This is a genomic window from Tsukamurella pulmonis (assembly GCF_900103175.1).
Taxonomy (GTDB): Bacteria; Actinomycetota; Actinomycetes; order Mycobacteriales; family Mycobacteriaceae; genus Tsukamurella; species Tsukamurella pulmonis.
In genome coordinates, this window is the sequence record NZ_FNLF01000002.1 from 887,698 (window position 1) to 908,368 (window position 20,671).

Genomic DNA, 20,671 nt, shown 5'->3' on the forward strand with positions numbered 1-20,671 from the left:
CCGGCTCAGGCCGGGGTGGTTTCTCGAGCGGATCGGAGGAGGCGGAGGAACGCCAGACCGTAGGCGGCGGTACACGTCGCAAGCGCGGCGGCGGCGATCGCATGGCCCGCGTTCTGACCCACCGCGACGGCTGCCATGAGCACGATCGCCGTCGCGGAGGCGGCGGTGCCGACGATCCCGGTCGCGAGGTGCAGCGCACTGCGCTCCTGCAGCAGGAAGACGAAGAAGTGCAGCGCGACGATGAGAGCCAACGCCGGGAGGATGTAGCCCGGCTGCCCGGTCGCGCCCAGAATCAGTGCCGCGGCGACCGCGGCCACGACCTCCAGTGCCACCGCGAGCAGGAACACCGAGCGACTCCGACCGTCCCGACGCTCCGGACCCGCGGCGGCGGGCGCGCCGCGCGCAGCCACGATCGCGACGACGCCGATCGCCACGCCGACGACGCACCCGACGGCCGAGGCGACCGGATAGGAGCCCAGGCCGACGACCGACCACAGCGTCGTCATCGCGCCCATGAAGACCGCGAGATTGCGGGCCTCCCCGACCGGCATCAGCTCTCCGCGGATCCGAGCTCGCGCCAGAGGAACTCGTACGCCAGCGCGGACTTGAAGGCCGCCTGCTTGTTGTCGGCCGCGCCGCCGTGGCCGCCCTCGATGTTCTCGTAGTAGTCCACCTCGATGCCCCGCTCACGCAGTGCCGCGACGAACTTGCGGGCATGGCCGGGGTGCACGCGGTCGTCGCGGGTCGACGTGGTCACCAGCAGCGCGGGAAGATCCGCGTCCGGGGAAGGCAGGTTCTGGTACGGCGAGTACTCGCTGATGTACGCCCACTGCGCGGGATCGTCGGGGTCGCCGTACTCGGCCATCCACGAGGCCCCGGCGAGGAGCTGGTGGTAGCGCCGCATGTCGAGCAGCGGGACCTGGCAGACGATGGCGCCGAACAGTTCCGGGTACCGCGTGTACATCACGCCCATGAGCAGGCCGCCGTTGCTGCCGCCCTGCGCACCCAGCTGCTCGCGCGTGGTGATGCCGCGGGCCACGAGATCCCGCGCCACCGCGGCGAAGTCCTCGTAGGCGCGCAGGCGGTTCTCCTTGAGCGCCGCGGTGTGCCAGTCGGGCCCGTACTCGCCGCCGCCGCGGATGTTCGCGAGGACGTACACGCCGCCCCGCTCGATCCACGAGAGTCCCGACACCGGTGTGTAATCCGGCGTCAGCGAGACCTCGAACCCGCCGTAGCCGTAGAGCAGCGTCGGCTGCGGCCCCGTCGCCGGCTTGCGCACCACGAAGTAGGGCACCTGCGTGCCGTCGTCGCTCGTGGCGAAGAACTGCTCCGTGGTGACGCCCTCGGCGTCGTAGAAGGCGGGCGCGGACTTCAGCGGCTCCACCGATCCACCCGCCTCGCCGTGCAGCAGCGTCGGCGGCAGCGTGAAACCGCTGGCGGTGGCGAAGATCTCGTCGCCCTCACGCGGATCGGTGTAGTACACGCCGATCTCGGCCAGCTCGGGGAAGCCGCGCGTCCCGCGCTCGTCCCACGTGCCGGGCTCGAGGGTGTGCAGCTCCGAGCGCACGTCCCGCATCGTCGAGAGCAGCAGGTACGACTTGGTCCACGCGTAGCCGGCGAGGGCCGTGTGCGCGTCCGGGGTGAAGACGGTGCTGTAGTCCCGCGACCCCGATCGGTAGGCGTCGAAGTCGAAGGCCACCAGTGCGCCCGGCGGGACGGTGCCCGTGGGCAGCTCCCACGGCGACTTCGGCCGCACCATCAGGCGCGACTCGTGCACGTCCGCGTCGGCGTCGGTCGGCACGTCGATCCGCTCCAGCGCCAGCGTCTCCGGATCGAGCAGGTAGATCTCGCTGTTGTAGAAGTCGATGGCGCGGGTGACGAAATGCCGCTCGTAGCCGGGGGTGTCGTCGTAGCCGGCACCGATGGAGACGTCCGTGTGGTGCCCCTCGTAGACCAGGTCGGCATGGCCGAGCGGGGTGCCGCGGCGCCACCGCTTCACCAGCCGCGGGTACCCGGAGTCCGTGAGCGAGCCCGGCCCGAAGTCGGTGCCCACGTAGACGGTGTCGGCGTCGATCCAGGAGATGCGGCTCTTGGCCTCCGGGAGGGAGAAGCCGTCGTCCAGGAACTCGCGGCGGGAGATGGAGAACTCCCGCACCACCGACGCGTCGGCGCCGCCGCGGGAGAGGGAGACCAGCGCGCGGTCGTACCGCGCACCGTCGGGCGAGACCCCGCGCAGGACGGCGGCCCCGCCCCACACCCAGTTCTCGCCCTCGGCCTCGCGGAGCGCGTCGACGTCGATGACGACGTCCCACTCGGGGCTCTCACTGCGGAAGGACTCGAGCGTGGTGCGGCGCCACAGCCCGTACGGGTGGTCGGCGTCGCGCCAGAAGTTCCACAGGTACTCGCCGCGGCGCACCGGGTAGGGGATGCGCTGGTCGGTGTCCAGGATGGCCAGCACGCCGGAGCGGATCTCGTCGAACCGCGGGCCGGCCAGCCGCGCGGTGCTCGCGGCGCCCTGTTCGCGCGCCCAATCGAGCGCAGTGGCGGATTCCACTTCTTCGAGCCATGCGTACTGATCCATGGACTCCACACTAGGGCTAGGCTGAAAGCCGTGGCTGATCACTTTGACACTGTTGTACTCGGCGCAGGCCCAGGAGGCTACGTCGCCGCAATTCGCGCCGCCCAACTCGGGCAGAAGGTCGCGGTCATCGAGGAGAAGTACTGGGGCGGTGTGTGCCTGAACGTGGGCTGCATCCCGTCGAAGGCGCTCCTGAAGAACGCCGAGCTGGCGCACACCTTCACGCACAAGGCGAAGCTGTTCGGCATCTCCGGTGACGTGTCCTTCGACTTCGGCGCGGCGTTCGACCGCAGCCGCAAGGTGTCGGAGGGGATCGTCAAGGGCGTTCACTTCCTGATGAAGAAGAACAAGATCACCGAGATCAACGGCTACGGCACCTTCGTCGACGCCAAGACCATCCAGGTCGGCGATCAGACGGTCACCGCTGACAACATCATCATCGACACCGGTTCGACGGTGCGCCTGCTGCCCGGCGTCACGCTGTCGGACAACGTGGTCACCTACGAGGAGCAGATCCTCGCCCGCGACCTGCCCGAGTCGATCGCCATCGTCGGCGCCGGCGCCATCGGCATGGAGTTCGCGTACGTCCTCAAGAACTACGGCGTGGACGTCACCATCATCGAGTTCCTCGACCGTGCGCTTCCCAACGAGGACGCGGACGTCTCCAAGGAGATCGCCAAGCAGTACAAGAAGCTGGGCGTGAACATCCTGACCTCTACCAAGGTCGAGTCGGTCGACGACCAGGGCAGCCAGGTCGTCGTGAAGTACACCGGTCCCAAGGGCCCGGGCGAGATCACCGTCTCCAAGGTGCTCATGTCGATCGGCTTCGCGCCCCGCGTCGAGGGCTTCGGCCTGGAGAAGACCGGTGTCGCCCTCACCGAGCGCGGCGCCATCGCCATCGACGACTACATGCGCACCAACGTGCCGGGCATCTACGCGATCGGTGACGTCACCGCGAAGCTGCAGCTCGCGCACGTCGCCGAGGCGCAGGGCGTCGTCGCCGCCGAGACCATCGCCGGTGCCGAGACCCAGACGCTGGGCGACTACCGCATGATGCCGCGCGCCACCTTCTGCCAGCCGCAGGTCGCCTCGTTCGGCCTGACCGAGCAGCAGGCGAAGGACGAGGGTTACGACGTCAAGACCGCCACGTTCCCGTACACGGCGAACGGCAAGGCGCAGGGCCTCGGCGACGCGGTCGGCTTCGTCAAGCTGATCTCCGACACCACCCACGGGGAGCTGCTCGGCGGCCACCTCATCGGCCCCGACGTCTCCGAGCTGCTGCCCGAGCTCACCCTCGCGCAGAAGTGGGACCTCACGGTCAACGAGCTGGCGCGCAACGTGCACACGCACCCGACGCTGTCGGAGGCGCTGCAGGAGTCGATCCACGGCCTCGCCGGTCACATGATCAACCTGTAGGAATCTCCTCCCGGCGGCCCGGCATCGCAAAAGACGGTGCCGGGCCGCCGCGTTTGTCCAGCGGGTTGGACACTCGTCTCAGACCCTGGCAGGGTCGGTGGCGCGGCGTGGCGTGGCCACGGCGCCGGGTCGAGAAAGGGCATCGGTCACCGTCATCACGTCCGCGCCGCGAGGCACGCAGTGGAAAGCGCACTGCCCGGACGGAAGGAATCGATGAACAACGCAGCGACGCTCACCGACAACTACCCGACGCGCGTCGACCATAGCGAGATCCACGACCGACACGATCCCGTCGTCTGGCCCGGCCGCTCCGGCCCCTGGGCCGACGATGCTGTGGATCACTTCGCCACCAACGGCTTCCGCAGCGTGGAGGGCGTGCTCGGTGCCGATGACATCCGCGACGTGCGCGCCGAGATCGACGCCGTCACCACCCGCCTGGGGTCCGACGAGCGAGTGATCCGCGAGACCTCCGACGGCAGCGTGCGGTCGGTGTTCGCGGTGCACGAACTCAGCGACCGCATCGCGTCGATCATCGCCCGCGAGGAGATCACGGGCGTCGCGCGCCAGCTGCTCGGCGACGACGTCTACGTGCACCAGAGCCGGGTCAACCTCAAGCCCGGGTTCGCCGGCGGGCCCTTCTACTGGCACAGCGACTTCGAGACCTGGCACGCCGAGGACGGCATGCCCACGCCGCGCGCCGTCAGCGTCTCGCTGGCGCTCACGCCGAACACGCCGTTCAACGGCTCGCTGATGATCATGCCGGGATCGCACCGCAAGTTCGTCTCCTGCGTGGGGCGCACCCCCGGCGAGTACCACCGCGAATCGCTGAAGTCCTACCGGCCGCGCTTCGGCACGCCGGAGGAGAGCGACATCGCGTCGATGGCTGATCAGTACGGCATCGAGCAGGTCACCGGCGGCGCGGGCAGCGCGCTGTACTTCGACTGCAACTGCCTGCATGCCTCGGCGGGGAACATCTCGCCGTACCCGCGGTCGAACCTGTTCGTGGTGTTCAACGCCGTCTCCAACGGGCTGGGGGAGCCGTTCGCCGCCGACGCCCGTCGCCCGGAGTACCTGGCGACCCGCTAGCGCGTTCCGAACGTCGGGTTCTGCGGACGGGCGAGGCCGAATCCTGCCTCGTACCGCCGCAGAACCCGACGTTCGCGAAACGGGTCAGTGGAAACGGGTCAGTGGTGGCCGACGACGTTGACGACGGTGCCGTCGGGGGCGCGGACGAAGAAGCGGCGCGGGCCCCACTCCTCGCTGGTGAGCGGGTGCACGATCTCGTAGCCGGAGCGCTGCGCCTCGGCGTAGGCGGCGTCGACGTCGTCGGTCATCACCGACAGGTCGGAATCGATCGGTGCGGTCCGGTCGCCGGTGACGAGCTGCACGCTCGCGTCGTGGCCGGGGGAGGAGAAGCGGGCCACCCAGCCGAGGTTGAACTCCTCGTCGGACAGGCCCAGGAACTCCGCGTAGAAGCCGCGGGCCGAGTCGATGTCGTCGACCGCGATGTTCGGGATCAGCTTGTGCACCCGCATGATCAGGGCCGCTCCGGCTGGATGCCGAGGACGTCGATCGCGGTGGCGAGGCCGTCGTAGTTGGTGGCCAGCATGACGATCTCCACCAGCCGGCGCTCGTCGTAGAAGGCGGCGAGGCGGGACCAGGCCTCGTCGGAGACCTCCTTCTCCTCCACCAGCTCGGTGACCACGTCGAGCAGGGCGGCGCTGCGCTCGTCCCAGCCGGAGCCGTCGAAGATGCGCTCGAACTGCGTTTCGGTGAGCCCGGCCCGGGCGCCGATGCGGCGGTGGTGCCCCAGCTCGTAGTCGCTCCCGCGCAGGTACGCGACGCGGACGATCACCGTCTCCGACTCCGAGCGCTTCAGCGCACCGAAGGGCATGAGCATGCCCGAGTAGCCGAGCCAGCCGACGAACAGCCGCTTGGTGCGGCCGAGCGTGGAGAACAGGTTCATGTCGTCGGCGCGGATGGCCTTCGCGCCGATCCGGGAGATGGCGTAGTTGATGGGCCCGAGCTGGCGGAGTCCGCCGGGGGTCACGCGCGGTGTCATGACCCGACGCTACCGCCTGACCGGCGGGGCAGGAGCCGGTGCCGGATGCCGGGCGCGCGTCAGCGGACGAGGTAGGGCGAGACCGTCGAGCGGTGTTCGTCGATGTCGAGCGGCTTGCCGATCGCGGGGAAGGCGCGCTGCGGGCAGCCGGCGCGCTCGCAGACACGGCAGCCGGCCCCGATGGGGGTGGCGTTGACGTCGGAGAGGTCCATGCCGCGGGCGTAGACCAGGCGGTGCGCGTGCCGCAGCTCGCAGCCGATGCCGATCGCGAAGGTCTTGCCCGGCTGGCCGTACCGCGCTGCCCGCCGCTCGACGGTGCGCGCGACCCACAGGTAGTTGCGGCCGTCGGGCATCTCGACGATCTGCGTGATGATCTTCCCCGGCCAGGCGAAGGTCTCGTAGACGTTCCACAGCGGGCAGGTGCCCCCGGAGGCGGAGAAGTGGAAGCCGGTGGAGCTCTGCCGCTTGCTCATGTTCCCCGCGCGATCGACGCGGACGAACGAGAGCGGCACGCCGCGCAGGTTGGGGCGCTGCAGCGTCGAGAGCCGGTGCGCGATGGTCTCGTAGCTCACGGAGAAGAACGCGGAGAGCCGCTCGATGTCGTACTCGAACTCCTCCGCGGCACCGTGGAACTGCGTGTACGGCAGCACGACGGCCGCGGCGTAGTAGTTGGCGAGCCCGAGGCGGGCGAGGCGGCCGGCCTCCTCCGAGCCGAAGGAGGCACCGTCGATGAGGGCCTCGATCTCCCGGCCGCACTCGAGGTAGGCCAGCTCGGCCGCCATCTTGAAGACCTGCTGCCCTCCGGAGAGGTGGCGGTTGATCTCGAGCACGCGGGTGCGCGGGTCGTAGCGGTGCAGCACCGTCTCCCCGAGGTCGACGCGGCGGCGGATGGAGACGTTGTGCACGGCCTCGAGTCGCGTGACGATCTCGGTGCGCACGTCGGCGCTGTGCATGCGCATCCGGGCGGTGAGTTCCTCGGCGGCGGTGTCGAGCTCGTGGAAGTAGTTCTGCCGCTGGTAGAAGAAGTCCCGCACCTCCTCGTGCGGGTTGGGGATGGCGCCGCGCGCGCCGGGATCGTTGCGGCCGTCGGTGACCTGGGCCAGCTGATCGGCGGCGCCGAGGTAGCGGCGGTGCAGCGCGACCATCGCGCGGGCGAAACCGGGGTGGTCGCGGGCCAGCTCGGAGAGCTCGTCGGTGCTGGTCGGGGCGTCGACGTCCATGGTGACCTCGCGCAGCTCGGCGATCAGCCGCGTCTGGTCCTGGGTGTTGAAGAAGCTGGTGTCCACGCCGAAGACGTCGGTGATCTTGAGCAGCACGGGCACGCTGAGCGGCCGCACGTCGTGCTCGATCTGGTTGAGATACGACGGGGAGATCTCCAACGCCTCCGCCAGGGACGCCTGCGAGAGCCCGCGCTCCTTGCGCAGGCCGCGGAGTCGGGCCCCGACGAAGGTCTTGGACATGGAGCGAATGTTAGTCCCGGATTCCCAGCTACCGTCGGGTTCCGCGCGTTCGCGGCGGCCTTCGCAGTGAGGTGTGTCACAGGAGTGCGCCGGGGATGCGGGGCGGGGCGGCGGCGGACCGTCGGCGACGGGGCGAAGGGGCCCGGCATGCCGACCCGGCAAACTCCCAGTACGGGCGTACTTTTTCCTGTGACAGCCACGGCGAAGCTTCGCAGAATTAGCACGTTCTGCGTGATTTCATGGCTTGCTTTGGCATCGTCGACTGCCTTGGCCTGCAGCTTTAGGTGTGGCACAGTAGGCGAAGGCGAAACGCCGGGACTGCGAATCGGGTTAGCGATAGCCCCCTCGCTCAGCCTCCTGGTGGCCGATCAGATCTACATCGACTAGAGCGAAGAACGGGGAGCCAATGAGCACCGTCGGACAGCCGAGGACCGCCGCCGAGATCCAGCAGGACTGGGACACCAACCCGCGCTGGAAGGGCATCACGCGCGACTACACCGCCGAGCAGGTCGCGGAGCTCCAGGGCTCCGTCGTCGAGGATCACACCCTCGCGCGCCGCGGTGCCGAGATCCTCTGGGAGGGCGTGACCAAGGGCGACGACAGCTACATCAACGCCCTGGGTGCCCTCACCGGCAACATGGCCGTGCAGCAGGTGCGCGCCGGCCTCAAGGCCATCTACCTCTCCGGCTGGCAGGTCGCCGGTGACGCGAACCTCTCGGGCCACACCTACCCCGACCAGTCGCTGTACCCGGCCAACTCGGTGCCGGCCGTCGTGCGTCGCATCAACAACGCGCTGCTGCGCGCCGACGAGATCTCCCGCGTCGAGGGCGACGACTCGATCGACAACTGGCTCGTCCCGATCGTCGCGGACGGCGAGGCCGGCTTCGGTGGCGCGCTCAACGTCTACGAGCTGCAGAAGGCCATGATCACCGCGGGTGCCGCCGGCACCCACTGGGAGGACCAGCTGGCCTCCGAGAAGAAGTGCGGCCACCTCGGTGGCAAGGTGCTCATCCCCACCCAGCAGCACATCCGCACCCTGAGCTCGGCCCGCCTGGCCGCCGACGTGGCGAACACCCCCACCGTCGTCATCGCGCGTACCGACGCCGAGGCCGCCACCCTGATCACCTCGGACGTGGACGACCGCGACAAGCCCTTCGTCACCGGTGAGCGCACCGCCGAGGGCTTCTACAACGTCAAGAACGGCATCGAGCCCTGCATCGCTCGCGCCAAGGCCTACGCCCCGTACGCCGACCTGATCTGGATGGAGACCGGTACCCCGGATCTCGAGCTCGCCAAGAAGTTCGCCGAGTCGGTCAAGGCCGAGTTCCCGGACCAGCTGCTGGCCTACAACTGCTCGCCGTCCTTCAACTGGAAGCAGCACCTGGACGACGCGACCATCGCGAAGTTCCAGAACGAGCTGGGCGCCATGGGCTTCAAGTTCCAGTTCATCACCCTGGCCGGCTTCCACGCCCTCAACTACTCGATGTTCGACCTGGCCTACGGCTACGCCCGCAACCAGATGTCGGCCTACGTCGAGCTGCAGGAGAAGGAATTCGCGTCGGAGGCCCGTGGCTACACCGCCACCAAGCACCAGCGCGAGGTCGGCGCCGGCTACTTCGACCGCATCGCCACCACCGTCGACCCGGAGAGCTCGACCACCGCGCTCAAGGGCTCGACCGAGGAGGGCCAGTTCCACTAAGGAATTGGCGGGCGACCTCGTGAGTCGCCGCGATTGAACGACCGATGACGGGGGTGGGTCCCAACCAGGACCCGCCCCCGTCGTCGTATCATCACGCACTTGATCATCGAGACATGGGAATTCTTATGACTGAGACTGTTTCGCGCGTCGGCGTCGTCGGCGCGGGCCAGATGGGCGGCGGCATCGCCGAGGTGTCCGCGCGTGCGGGCGCCGACGTGCTGGTCTGGGAGGCCACCGAGGAGCTCGCGACGGGCGGCCGTGCCCGCATCCTCAAGTCGCTCGACCGCGCCGTGTCCAGCGGCAAGATCACCGAGCGTGAGCGCGACCAGGCCGCCGAGCGGCTGCGCTTCACCACCGATCTCGCCGACTTCGCCGACCGCCAGCTGGTGGTCGAGGCCATCGTCGAGAACGAGGCCGTCAAGGCGGAGATCTTCGGCAAGCTCGACGAGGTCGTCACCGACCCCGACGCCGTGCTCGCCTCCAACACCAGCTCGCTGCCGATCCAGCGCATCGCCACCGCCACGAAGAACCCCGGTCGCGTGCTGGGCCTGCACTTCTTCAACCCGGTGCCCGTGCTGCCGCTGGTCGAGGTGATCAGCTCGCTGTCCACCTCCGAGGCCGCCGCCGCGCGCGCCGAGCAGTTCGCGTCCGAGGTGCTGGGCAAGCAGGTCGTGCGCGCCACGGACCGCTCCGGCTTCATCGTCAACGCGCTGCTGGTGCCGTACCTGCTCTCCGCGATCCGCATGTACGAGTCGGGCTTCGCCACCGCCGAGGACATCGACAAGGGCATGATGCTCGGCTGCGCGCATCCGATGGGTCCGCTCAAGCTGGCCGACCTCGTGGGCCTGGACACCGTGAAGTTCATCGCGGACGCGATGTACGCCGAGTACAAGGAGCCCACCTATGCCGCGCCGCCGCTGCTGCTGCGCCTGGTGGAGGCCGGCTACGTCGGTAAGAAGTCGGGCCGCGGGATCTACGAGTACCCCGCCAAGTAGACCCCGCGCTCCACGTTTGCTGAACCGGCAAGGAAACTTGCCGGTTCAGTCGTTTCTGGAGCAGGGTGGATCCATGAACGCACCGCAGATCCTGGACACCGTCATCGTCGGCGGCGGGGCCGCCGGCCTCACCGCCGCGCAGGTCCTCGGCCGCGCGCGACGGGCCGTCACCGTCGTCGACGCGGGCGCGCCCCGCAACGCTCCCGCCGCGCACATGCACGGCTACCTCGGCCACGACGGCCTGAACCCGGCCGAGCTGCTGGCCATCGGCCGCCGCGAGGCGCAGGCCTACGGCGTGCGCATCCTCCCCGGCGCCGTGACCGCGGTGCGCCGCGAGGGCGAGGTCATCGAGGTCGCCGTCGGCGACGAGGTTCTGCGCGCCCGCACCCTGCTGGTGGCCACCGGCCTGACCGACGTGCTGCCCGGCATCCCCGGCGTCGCCGAGCGCTTCGGCCGCGACGCCATCCACTGCCCCTTCTGCCACGGCTACGAGGTGCGCGACCGCCCGCTCGCGGTGCTCGGCGGCGAGAACGCGGCGATGTCGGTGCACCAGGCGCTGCTGATCCCGCAGTGGTCGCGCGACCTGATCTTCTTCACCAACGGTCTCGAGATCGACGAGGCCGATCGCGCGAAGATCCAGGCCCGCGGGACCCGCATCGTCGACGGTGCCGTGGCCGGGCTCGTCGTCGAGGGTGATGCGCTGCGCGCCGTCAGGCTCGCCGACGGCACCGAGATCGATCGGGAGGCCGTCTTCGTGGGGCCGCGGTTCGTGCCGCAGGACGAGCTGCTGCTGCAACTGGGCGCCGAGCGGGGCGCCGCCGGGCCGTTTCCGACGGTCCCCGTCGACCCGATGGGCGCCGTCATCGGGCAGGCCGGCGTGTGGGCGGCGGGCAATGTGGTGAACCCGATGGCGCAGGTGATCGTGGCGGCCGGCGCCGGATCCGTCGCCGCCACCGCGATCAGCGCGCACCTGCTCGAGCGCGACATCGCGGCGGATCTGGGCGCGGCGGTCGGTGCCCGCTGACGTACCAGCGTCAGTGGCAGACGTTTCCCCAGGAAGCGGTGTGGGCTCACGCTGGTAAGTCAGGAGGGGTGGGGCGACGGTGCGCGGTCCCGCTCCGGGCCGGAGGCGGGCACGCTAGCGTGGCCGCATGACCAGCGCACTGGACCGGGTGGAGGCCCTGCTCGACCCCGGCCGGCTCGGCCGCGAGCCCGACCGCAGCCACGGCTACCTCGACGTGCTCGCCCCGGAGAGCGCGAAGCCGACGGGGCTGAGCAACGCCCTCATGCACAATCCCGCGCTGGCCGCGGTGTACGAGAAGGCCTGGCGACCGGCGTTCACCCGGTTGTTCAGCCTCGGCGGCACGGGCACGCTCAGCCGCCAGGACGTGCTGCTCGACGAGCTCACGGGCCGCGGCGAGCAGACGCTGCTCGACGTGGCCTGCGGACCCGGTCTCTACACGAAGCCGTTGGCGCGCAAGCTGAGTGGCGAGGGGGTCGCGGTCGGCCTCGACGTCTCCGACGCCATGCTCACCCGCGCCGTGCGCGACAACGCCGGCGATCGCGTCGGCTACGTACGCGGCAGCGCCCTGGAACTGCCCTTCCCGGACGACACCTTCGACACCGTGGTCTGCCTCGCCGCGCTGTACCTGATTCCGGCGCCGCGGCTCGCCGTCGGCGAGATCTGCCGGGTGACGAAGCCCGGCGGCCGGGTGGCGCTGTTCACCTCGCTGCAGACGCCGCTCACCTCGGTGCTCGGCTCGTCGACCGCCGAGCGCGTTTCGGGCTTCCGCTGGTTCGGCAAGGATGAGATCACCGGCTGGCTGCGCGAGTTCGGCCTCGTCGACGTGCAGCAGACCGTCAGTGGGCAGGGACAGTTCGTCACCGCACGCAAGCCGCAGTAGCCCGAGGGTTGCCGTCGCTTCGACGTTTCTGTCGAGCGTGGGTCGTACGATCGGTGCATGGGCGAGGACGGGGCGTGGAACAGTCCGGGATGCTGTGGCCGCTGTCTCCGAGACATTCTTTCTCGAAATGGTCTTGACGTGAATGGGCACGATAACAGGGTGCACCTGCTGGGGCAAGAGATTCCCGACGCCCTCTCGCCTCATGAACACGCTGGTCCATCTAGGTGGCGGTATCACTCGAAGGAGTACTGGACGGCAGTCGAGAGGAGACTCAGCGATGCTGAAGCTATTGGGGGGCGCGACGGCGTGGTGGGTGAACTGAATAAGCTGGCTTCAGAAATGCAAAATGGTGTGAAATTCGGGAGAGGTGACCTGCTTGTCCAAGCTGTATCTACTTGAGAGTGGCGACGACATTCAAGAGTTGAACAAGGTGGATGGCGTGAGCCGGGAAGATGACATCTCGCCGGATCGTGTCCATCTTCCCGGTATGCAGGTTGAGCGGCGAGATGGCCGGAAGCGGCTGAGAGAGCCGGCGCTCTTTCCGGTGTGGGCTATTGACTTTTGCCTGGCTTTTCCCGTTAGTAGTCCGAAACGGAATGAGCTTGAATCCCTGTTCGCTGATGCTGGGATGACGGTGATCGATTGTGTGACGACGGACGGCATCGATTTCAGGGTCGGTTTCGTTACTGCAAGTGTCGACCTTGCGCCGGGAACGCTATACGACGAGCGACTGACCCCGCCCAGCTATGCACCCCATATGAGATCCCCGAAGTGGGCGGTCGTGTCCAGGGCGTCGGCGAATGGTGTCCTTGCATTTAAGTACAAGGACAACCCGCGTCGGTACGTTTACTTCACGCAAGAGTTTGTGGAGCGGCTTGAGGCGCTGGGGGTGTTCGACGGTTGGACTGCTCTAGAGCGTGGGGAGGTTGTTGATTAATGGTTGGTTGGGTGGATCGCCGGCTTCCGGCTGAGGTGGTTGAGCAGTGGTGCGGGCGCGTTTTTGGCGCAGAGTACGCCGCGGTGGTGGCTGGTTTGGTGCGGCCGGCGTTGCATCTGGTTCGAGCTGAGCCGGGCGCGGATGTCGCGTTCTCATTGGGCGGGGCGCCGCGCTCAAGCGGACCGTGGCCGGTGCATCCCGAGTTGGGTCCGATGGAGTTCGTGGCTCGTCTTGACTTGTCGGTGGTGGCCGAGGCCGGGGTCTGCCCGGCGTTGACTGCTACCGGTGTGGTGGAGGTCTTCGTCCCACCCGTCGAAGACAGTGACGAGGGCTACGTCGGTGATTTCGAGGATCGGCATGCTCTTGTGGTGCGTGCGGTATCCGCTGGTGACGTGGCTGCGGAGGCGCCCGAGGGCGTCGTCGAGTCGCCGTACACGCCGCTGCGAGCGGTGCTGGCTGATTCGGCGCCGGATTGGGATCTGCTTCAGCAGGTCCTGCCCGAGGGCGTCATAGAGGACCACGACGAGCGCACTGACGAGCTTGCCGACTTGTTCTATGCCCATGCCGTCGGCGATCTGGAGATCCCCCGGCACACCGTGGGCGGGAATCCTCCGATTGCCGGCCAGAATCCGCCGGCCGTCGAACTCGGTTGGGCCGACGGCGACGGTGACGGTCCCCGGGGGCCGTTCTCGCACCTTCTGACCATCGACTTCGATGAAGAGGCCGAGATGGAGTTCCTTGACGGTGGGACGCTGCACATCATCCTGGACGGTGACCAGATTGCCGCCATCGACCCGCTCGCCCCTAATGCGTATCTGCTCGTGGGCAGTATGTGAGCCGTAGTCGTGCGGGCTGCTTCCTCGATCGCCGCTCAGTCCATTTGGTGGCGGAAAACTGGATAACCTGATGTCTAGTATTGTGCCGACCAGCAAGGGGTACGGTGCCGCCAAGAACTTCGGAATCAATTGGCTCAATGCCGATCATGTGGGATGGAGGGCGTGGTGAAGTTGGCTGCGAAATATTTTGAGTTCGGGGGTGGGGTTTAGTGTTCGTCGAATATGGGCAGGAGCAGCCGCGTGCGCGAGTGAATGCTGGCGACGCATGGATCATTCAGCTGCGCCCGGGTAACACTCTATTGGCTGGGAAGGTTCTCCGAAAACGAGTGATGTTCGAGGCTGCTGAGCTGTTTGTACTCTACGATATGCGATTTGACGAAGATGAATCTTCGAAGGTGATCCTAGAGAAGGTGGGTGCAGGTGGACCAGTCTTGATGGCTCCTTTGCTGGTGTCCGTCGACATGGTGCGATCTGGGTTCGTTCGCAAAATCGGCAAAGCGACGGTTTCGGACGAAGAGCTAGCCAGCGTGCGAATGATCAGCACCGTACTTAGCAACCCGTATGCGCCTACTGATAATCCTTTGGAAGCGAACTTCGATCCTAAGCTGGGATCTTACGTCATGAACGATCGAAGTCTTGAGCCGGAGCATCTTGTCGACTGGGAAGGAAACAAGGCCTCACCTATTCCCGGTCAGCCATTGGGGAGATGGGGGTCGATTCCGAATGCGGCGGCATATGAAGAACGTCTACTTAAGACGCTCGCCGCAAGGCGCTGGTGTTGAAGCAATGTTTATTGGAATTGTTTGATAGATCCTTCAATCCGGCTGCCTCCGCCCACCTGGTGAGGATCGGCTAGGTAGTCTATTGGCAGTTCCCGCGGCCTGTATTGGTACGGTTTCGCTCTTCCTGATGAAGTTTCTCCACGGTGGGACGCTCCAGATCATTCTGGGCAAGGATCCGATCTCTGCCATAGACCCTCATGCTCCCGGGCCTACCTACGTCTCGGCAGTATGCGGCTGCGCTCCAGTACGGTTTCGCTTGTTGTCAACCGCACAGTTTCTTGGGTAAGTCGATGGGTTTGGCTATTGCGCGAAGCTTGCGAACACGTCTACGTTCGTCACGTCTCGAATGTCGCCCGAGCATGGCGCGCCGATCAGTGCGATGCGCTGTGCTGCCTGCAGAGCTGTTGTCATACTTCGGCGCGTCACGCTCCCGCACCTGCACGCGCTGTTGAACGATTCGCACAGCCCGTGTGGGCGATTGCTTCGGTGGTGACTTGGTCGGCGTGAGCGCGAGCTCTCACGCCGGGGGATAGGCCGCGAGTAACTCGGCCCGCACCGGGTCCGTCGTGTGCGGCAGCCACAGTGCCTGCACCGGGACCTGCGGGGCGTCGTCGAGTTCGACGACGACCACCCGCCCGCCGGACCGCGGGCCCGGCGGATCGGTGACGAACGCCGCCGCGTGCGGCGAGGTCAGCACCGCCGTCGCGGGCGGCGTGCCCTGCACCCGGTTCACGAGCAGGTCCGGTTCGAAGCCCGCGCGCCGGCACTGCGCCACGAGGAAGTCCGTGTAGAACGACGTGTGCGGCGGCGCCCACACCACGATCGGCGAGGCGGCGAGGTCGGCCAGCGCCAGGGAGTCCCGCCCGGCGAGCGGATGATCGTGGTGCAGCGCCACCCGCATCCGGTGATACGTGAGCGTGGCCCCGGCCAGGCGGTCGGGAAGGGAGACGCCCCGTCGCAGAACCACGTCCACGGTGCCGCCCTCGAGCTCGTCGAGCATCGCGGACGGGAAGAGCTCGCGCACCGTGATCGACGGTGAGGACGGCCGGTCGACGAGGGGCTCGAGGATCTCGTAGGCCTCGTCGGCGGTGACCGCCGGGCTGCGTCCCACCACGAAGACCCGCGGCTTCTCGGCGCCCGCCGCGCGCACCCGCGTGGCGAGGAGGCGCGCGCCGGACAGGACGGACGGCGCACCGTCGTACAGGGCGCGGGCGGCGGCCGTGGGCGCGAGGCGACGCCCGGACCGGGTGAACAGCGGCGTGCCGAGCTCGCGCTCGAGCTGGCGCAGCGCGGCGGAGAGGGCCTGCTGGCTCAGGTGCAGGCGCCCGGCCGCGGCGGCGAGCGAGGGCTCCTCCATCGCGGCGACGAACTGTTCCAGGCGGCGGAGATCGGGGGTGGTCACCCGACCAGCATTTCACAACAAGAAGTGGTGAATAAACCGAAAAGTTTCGATTGTGGGTTGACCTTCCGCCTCGTACGTTGGGAATTGCAACGGCTCCACCTCATCGATCGAAGGAGACATCCATGACGAAGCTCGCAGGGAAGACCGCGGTCGTCGCCGGCGGCGGCAAGAACCTCGGCGGCCTGGTCAGCCGCCACCTGGCCGGCCTGGGCGCGAACGTCGCCGTGCACTACAACAGCCCGTCGTCGGAGGCGGAGGCGCGCGAGACCGCGGCCGCCGTCGAGGCCGCCGGCGGCAAGGCGCTCCTCTTCCAGGGCGATCTCACCAAGCCCGCCAAGGTCACCGAGCTCTTCGACGCGGCCGTGGCCGAGTTCGGCGGCGTCGACGTGGCCGTCAACACCGTCGGCAAGGTGCTGCGCAAGCCGATCCTCGAGACCAGCGAGGAGGAGTACGACTCCATGCTGGACATCAACGCCAAGGCCGCCTACTTCTTCATCAAGGAGGCCGGCCGCACCCTCAACGACGACGGCACGCTCATCACCATCGTCACCGCACTGCTCGGCGCCTTCACCGACGGCTACTCCACCTACGCGGGCGGCAAGTCGCCGGTGGAGCACTTCAACCGCGCCGCGGCCAAGGAGTTCGGCACCCGCGGGATCAGCGTCAACGCGATCGCCCCCGGCCCGATGGACACCCCGTTCTTCTACGGCCAGGAGACGCCCGAGCGCGTCGAGTTCCACAAGTCGCAGGGCATGGGCAACCGCCTGACCTTCATCGAGGACATCGCGCCCATCGTCGACTTCCTCTCCACCGACGGACACTGGATCACCGGCCAGACGCTGTTCGCCAACGGCGGCTACACCACGCGCTGACCACCGGCGCGCGCCGGCGGTCCACCAGGCCTACGATGATCGACGTTTCGTGCGATCACGAACTCAGGTGACGAGCAGGAGAGTTCTTCAGTGACCGATGGACCGTCGGCGATGCGTCGCCGCTTGACCCGCATGGCCGGCCGCGACCCCCACGAGGAGGGCCGCACGGCCACCACGTTGGAGTTGTTCTTCGACCTCACCTTCGTGGTGGTCTTCTCCCTCGCGGGGGTGCAGCTGGCCGACGCGCTCGCGGAGGCGCACTACCTCTCGGCCTTCCTGGGCTTCGGATTGTGCTCCTTCGCGGCGATCTGGGCGTGGATCAACTTCACCTGGATGGCGTCGGCCTTCGACACCGACGACTGGCTCTTCCGCGCCGTGACCATGCTGCAGATGATCGGCGTCTGCATCATGGGCCTCGGTGTCGAGCCCTTCTTCTCCTCGATCACCGCCGGCGAGCAGCCGAACAACACGGTGCTCGTGATCGGCTACGTGGTGATGCGCGTCGCGCTGCTCGCACAGTGGACCCGCATCGCGATCTCGTCGCCGCAGTACCGCACCGTCGCGGTGACGTACATCGTCGCGATCACCATCGCGCAGATCGGCTGGATCTTCAGCGCCTTCGCGCCGCTGACGCTCACGCAGTTCGTCATCATCGGCGCGATCCTGTTCGTGATGGAGCTCGGCGGGCCGTACATCGCCGAGCGCCGCACGCGCACCCCGTGGAACCCGCACCACATCGCCGAGCGCTACGGGCTGCTCACCATCATCACCCTCGGCGAGGGCGTGGTCGGCACCGTCACCGCGCTGCAGGCGCTGCTCAAGGCGCAGGGCTGGAGCGTCGACATCGCGGTGCTCGGCGTGGCGGCGATGGTGCTCAACCTGTCCATCTGGTGGATCTACTTCTCGATCCCCGTCGGGCAGGCGCTCGTGCGCAACCCGGGCAAGTGCTTCGCCTGGGGCTACGGCCACATGGTGATCTTCGTGGCGATCGCCGCCTTCGGCGCCGGGCTGCACGTCGAGGCGCTGGGCATCTCGCACGAGGCGCACGTGAGCAACGTGGTGGTCGCGTGCGCGTTCGTCGTGCCGCTGGCCGCCGCGGTGCTCGGTATCGAGATCATGGACGCCTACCTCACCGGCTTCGACGGCCACCGTGCGCTCACGGTGGGCATCACCCTGGCGCTGCTCGGCGCGGGCATCGCGGCCGTCGCCGCGGGCGCCACGCCGCTTGCCGCGCTGGTGTGGAGCGCTGTCGCCCTGCTGGTGCAGGTCGTCGTCGAAGAGGTGTGGTCCGGCAAGCGCCGGGCCGAGCGCCTCGCGTAGCGCTCCCTATAGGGGTGGCGCGCTCCCTACGTCCATGGACATGGGGAATGCACGACTCGCCGTGGCGCTGCACGCCCCGCTAGGGAGCGTCGACGGTGCCGGCCGCGCGGGCCCGGCACCGTCGGACCGGAGAAGCGCGCGCGGTCAGGCCTGCGCGAGGCGCGCCTTCTCGTGCTCGACGTCGAAGTCGGCGGGCGGCCAGTCGAGGTTCAGGCTCTCGAGCGCCTCGATGAGCAGCTCCGTGATCGCGAGCCGGCTGAACCACTTGCGGTCCGCGGGGATGATGTGCCAGGGCGCACCGTCGGTGCTGGTGCGGTCCAGCATGGCCTGATAGGCCTCCTGGTACTTCGGCCAGTAGCCGCGCTCGTCGATGTCCGCCGGGTTGTACTTCCAGAACTTGTCGGGGCGCTCGAGCCGCTCCTGCAGGCGCGCCTTCTGCTCGTCGAGGGAGACGAACATCGCGCACTTGACCAGCGTGACGCCCGAGGCGGCCAGGTCCTCCTCGAAGCTGTTGATGATCTCGTACCGCGGCTCCCAGACGTTCTGCGGCACGAGGTCGTGCACACGCACGACCAGCACGTCCTCGTAGTGCGAGCGGTCGAAGACGCCGATCTGCCCGCCCTTCGGGGTCTGCTTGTGGATGCGCCACAGGAAGTCGTGCGCCAGCTCCTCCTCGGTGGGCTTGCCGAACGAGGCCGTCTTCACGCCCTGCGGATCGACCATGCCGATCACGTGCCGGACGATGCCGCCCTTGCCGGCGGTGTCCATGCCCTGCAGCACCAGCAGCACCGAGCGGTGATCGCCCGACCGGCCGTTCGCGTAGAGCAGCTCCTGCAGTTCCGACAGGCGCTCCCCGCGCTCGGCGAGCAGTTGCTCGCCGAGGGCCTTGTCCCCGTCGAAACCGGGCTTGCCGGAGGTGTCGATGTCCTGCACCGCGGAGCCCGGCCGCCAGCGCAGGGCTGCGGATGCGGAACCGGACCAACCCTTGTCGTTCGCCATGGAGTCACCCTATCCGGCGCGGCGGGGTGATCTTCGGGCAAGATCGACTCGTGACGGTGTCAACTCCCGCGGGTTCCCCGCAATCGTCCGGGACGGGTTCGGCGTCCCGCGTCCCGGCGAGTCCGTTCGGCGGTACGCCGGACGAGCAGAAGCAGCGCGACCTGCGCAAGATGAAGGCGCTCGCGCTGTCCTTCCTCATCGGCGCGGCGATCATCTACCTGTTCTGCGAGTACCTGGACACGAAGGGCTCGAACCTCGCCATCGCCGGTCCGTGGGTCGGGTACGTGAAGGCCGCCGCCGAGGCCGGCATGGTCGGCGGCCTCGCCGACTGGTTCGCGGTCACCGCGCTGTTCCGGCATCCGCTGGGTATCCCGATCCCGCACACGGCGATCATCAAGAAGAAGAAGGACCAGCTCGGCGACGCCCTCGGCGGCTTCGTGGAGAGCAACTTCCTCACGCCCGAGGTGATCGCCGAGAAGGTCGGCTCGCTCGACCTGAGCGGCCGCGTCGCGAACTGGATGGCAGACCCGGACAACTCGCAGAAGCTGGGCGCCGAGGCGGCGAAGCTGGTCAAGGTGATGAGCGAGGTGCTGCGCGACGAGGACGTCGAGGCGGTGCTCAACTCCACGATCATCAAGCGACTGGCCGAGCCCGAGTGGGGCCCGCCCATCGGCCGGCTCGTCGAGACCCTGCTGCAGGAGCAGCGCCAGTTGCCGCTGATCAATCTGCTCGCCGAGCGCGCACACCACTGGGCCCTGGGCAGCCAGGGCGTGATCGACAAGATCGTCGACACCGACGGTCCGCAGTGGTCGCCCAAGTTCGTCAACTCGCTGCTGGGGGAGCGGATCTACCGCGAGCTCGTCGAGTTCACGTGGAAGGTGCGCAGCGACCCGGACCACGAGGTGCGGCAGGCCATGAGCACGTTCCTGTGGGACTTCGCCTCCGATCTGCAGCACGATCCGCGCACCATCGCCAAGGTCGAGGACGTCAAGGCCGAGCTGATGGGCCGCGAGGAGGTGCGCACCGCGGCGCAGGCGGCGTGGCGGGCGGCCAAGCGGATGATCGAGGCCTCCGTCGAGGACCCCGATTCCACGCTGCGGGAGAAGTTCAGCGAGTCGGCGGCCCGGTTCGGCGTGCGGCTGCGCGACGATCAGGCGCTGCGCGACAAGGTCGACTTCTGGGTCGACCGCTCGGTGCGGCACCTCGTCGAGAACTACGCCGGCCAGATCACCTCGATCATCACCGACACCGTCGCCCGCTGGGACGCCGACGAGGCCTCGGACAAGATCGAGCTGGCCGTCGGCCGCGACCTCCAGTTCATCCGGATCAACGGCACCGTCGTGGGGTCGATCGCGGGCCTGGCGATCTACACCATCACCCAGATCTTCTTCGGATAGAAATCACACTGC

The 20,671-nt window shown here is 68.0% G+C and carries 19 protein-coding genes; 12 read left to right on the plus strand and 7 right to left on the minus strand.

Features of this window, described 5'->3' with window-relative positions:
• Positions 1-5: 5 nt before the first annotated feature.
• Both BLQ62_RS04525 and BLQ62_RS04530 read right to left on the minus strand, forming a co-directional pair.
• Positions 6-551, minus strand: coding sequence for a hypothetical protein (locus tag BLQ62_RS04525; RefSeq protein WP_068567034.1), 546 nt, complete (start codon positions 549-551; stop codon positions 6-8).
• A complete protein-coding gene (locus BLQ62_RS04530; protein ID WP_269451326.1) occupies positions 551-2,623 on the minus strand; it encodes a prolyl oligopeptidase family serine peptidase in 2,073 nt (690 codons plus the stop codon). Before BLQ62_RS04530 ends, BLQ62_RS04525 begins: the two co-directional genes overlap by 1 nt.
• Between BLQ62_RS04530 and lpdA the strand changes: the two genes are divergently transcribed.
• Both lpdA and thpD read left to right on the plus strand, forming a co-directional pair.
• Entirely contained in the window at positions 2,612-3,994 is a 1,383-nt protein-coding gene (lpdA, locus tag BLQ62_RS04535) for a dihydrolipoyl dehydrogenase (protein ID WP_068567030.1), read from the plus strand. The genes BLQ62_RS04530 and lpdA overlap by 12 nt on opposite strands.
• A 213-nt stretch (positions 3,995-4,207) precedes the next feature.
• On the plus strand, positions 4,208-5,080 hold the full coding sequence (thpD, locus tag BLQ62_RS04540) for an ectoine hydroxylase (RefSeq protein WP_068567027.1): 873 nt from the start codon (positions 4,208-4,210) through the stop codon (positions 5,078-5,080).
• Positions 5,081-5,178: 98 nt separating this feature from the next.
• Here the strand turns inward: thpD and BLQ62_RS04545 are convergent, their stop codons facing one another.
• The 3 genes from BLQ62_RS04545 to ramB are packed head-to-tail and all read right to left on the minus strand — an operon-like array spanning position 5,179 to position 7,516.
• Positions 5,179-5,529 (minus strand): VOC family protein, encoded by a 351-nt coding sequence (locus BLQ62_RS04545; protein ID WP_068567025.1) that lies wholly within the window; start codon positions 5,527-5,529, stop codon positions 5,179-5,181.
• 2 nt (positions 5,530-5,531) lie between these two features.
• Positions 5,532-6,056, minus strand: coding sequence for a carboxymuconolactone decarboxylase family protein (locus BLQ62_RS04550; RefSeq protein ID WP_068567024.1), 525 nt, complete (start codon positions 6,054-6,056; stop codon positions 5,532-5,534).
• A 59-nt stretch (positions 6,057-6,115) separates the two neighbouring features.
• Positions 6,116-7,516: an acetate metabolism transcriptional regulator RamB gene (ramB, locus tag BLQ62_RS04555; protein WP_068533471.1), complete on the minus strand. Its 1,401-nt coding sequence runs from the start codon at positions 7,514-7,516 to the stop codon at positions 6,116-6,118.
• A gap of 406 nt (positions 7,517-7,922) precedes the next feature.
• Here ramB and aceA point away from each other — a divergent pair, with 406 nt between their 5' ends.
• The 7 genes from aceA (at position 7,923) to BLQ62_RS23215 (ending at position 14,669) form a co-directional block, all read left to right on the plus strand.
• Positions 7,923-9,215 carry an isocitrate lyase gene (gene aceA / locus BLQ62_RS04560; protein WP_068533469.1) on the plus strand — a complete coding sequence of 431 codons (1,293 nt, stop codon included), beginning with the start codon at positions 7,923-7,925 and terminating at the stop codon, positions 9,213-9,215.
• A 125-nt stretch (positions 9,216-9,340) separates the two neighbouring features.
• Positions 9,341-10,210 carry a 3-hydroxybutyryl-CoA dehydrogenase gene (locus BLQ62_RS04565; RefSeq protein WP_068533467.1) on the plus strand — a complete coding sequence of 290 codons (870 nt, stop codon included), beginning with the start codon at positions 9,341-9,343 and terminating at the stop codon, positions 10,208-10,210.
• Between the two features lie 73 nt (positions 10,211-10,283).
• Positions 10,284-11,234, plus strand: a complete 951-nt coding sequence (locus BLQ62_RS04570; RefSeq protein WP_068567022.1) for an NAD(P)/FAD-dependent oxidoreductase — start codon at positions 10,284-10,286, stop codon at positions 11,232-11,234.
• A 127-nt stretch (positions 11,235-11,361) separates the two neighbouring features.
• The gene (locus BLQ62_RS04575; RefSeq protein ID WP_068567020.1) at positions 11,362-12,114 is read left to right on the plus strand and encodes a class I SAM-dependent methyltransferase; all 753 of its coding nucleotides are present in this window, start codon (positions 11,362-11,364) and stop codon (positions 12,112-12,114) included.
• Between the two features lie 376 nt (positions 12,115-12,490).
• On the plus strand, positions 12,491-13,051 hold the full coding sequence (locus BLQ62_RS23210; RefSeq protein WP_139184157.1) for a hypothetical protein: 561 nt from the start codon (positions 12,491-12,493) through the stop codon (positions 13,049-13,051).
• Positions 13,052-13,062: 11 nt separating this feature from the next.
• Positions 13,063-13,887 (plus strand): DUF1963 domain-containing protein, encoded by an 825-nt coding sequence (locus BLQ62_RS04585; protein ID WP_160126337.1) that lies wholly within the window; start codon positions 13,063-13,065, stop codon positions 13,885-13,887.
• Positions 13,888-14,096: 209 nt separating this feature from the next.
• A complete protein-coding gene (locus BLQ62_RS23215; protein ID WP_139184158.1) occupies positions 14,097-14,669 on the plus strand; it encodes a hypothetical protein in 573 nt (190 codons plus the stop codon).
• A gap of 517 nt (positions 14,670-15,186) precedes the next feature.
• Here the strand turns inward: BLQ62_RS23215 and BLQ62_RS04590 are convergent.
• Positions 15,187-16,071, minus strand: coding sequence for a LysR family transcriptional regulator (locus BLQ62_RS04590; protein WP_068567014.1), 885 nt, complete (start codon positions 16,069-16,071; stop codon positions 15,187-15,189).
• 122 nt (positions 16,072-16,193) lie between these two features.
• Here BLQ62_RS04590 and BLQ62_RS04595 point away from each other — a divergent pair, with 122 nt between their 5' ends.
• Both BLQ62_RS04595 and BLQ62_RS04600 read left to right on the plus strand, forming a co-directional pair.
• Positions 16,194-16,943 (plus strand): SDR family oxidoreductase, encoded by a 750-nt coding sequence (locus BLQ62_RS04595; RefSeq protein ID WP_068533458.1) that lies wholly within the window; start codon positions 16,194-16,196, stop codon positions 16,941-16,943.
• A 90-nt stretch (positions 16,944-17,033) separates the two neighbouring features.
• A complete protein-coding gene (locus BLQ62_RS04600; protein WP_082756666.1) occupies positions 17,034-18,263 on the plus strand; it encodes a low temperature requirement protein A in 1,230 nt (409 codons plus the stop codon).
• Positions 18,264-18,407: 144 nt separating this feature from the next.
• Here BLQ62_RS04600 and BLQ62_RS04605 read toward each other — a convergent pair whose 3' ends face one another.
• Positions 18,408-19,262, minus strand: a complete 855-nt coding sequence (locus BLQ62_RS04605) for a polyphosphate kinase 2 family protein (RefSeq protein WP_068567011.1) — start codon at positions 19,260-19,262, stop codon at positions 18,408-18,410.
• Positions 19,263-19,432: 170 nt separating this feature from the next.
• Between BLQ62_RS04605 and BLQ62_RS04610 the strand changes: the two genes are divergently transcribed.
• On the plus strand, positions 19,433-20,659 hold the full coding sequence (locus BLQ62_RS04610) for a DUF445 domain-containing protein (protein WP_231857677.1): 1,227 nt from the start codon (positions 19,433-19,435) through the stop codon (positions 20,657-20,659).
• Positions 20,660-20,671: the final 12 nt, after the last annotated feature.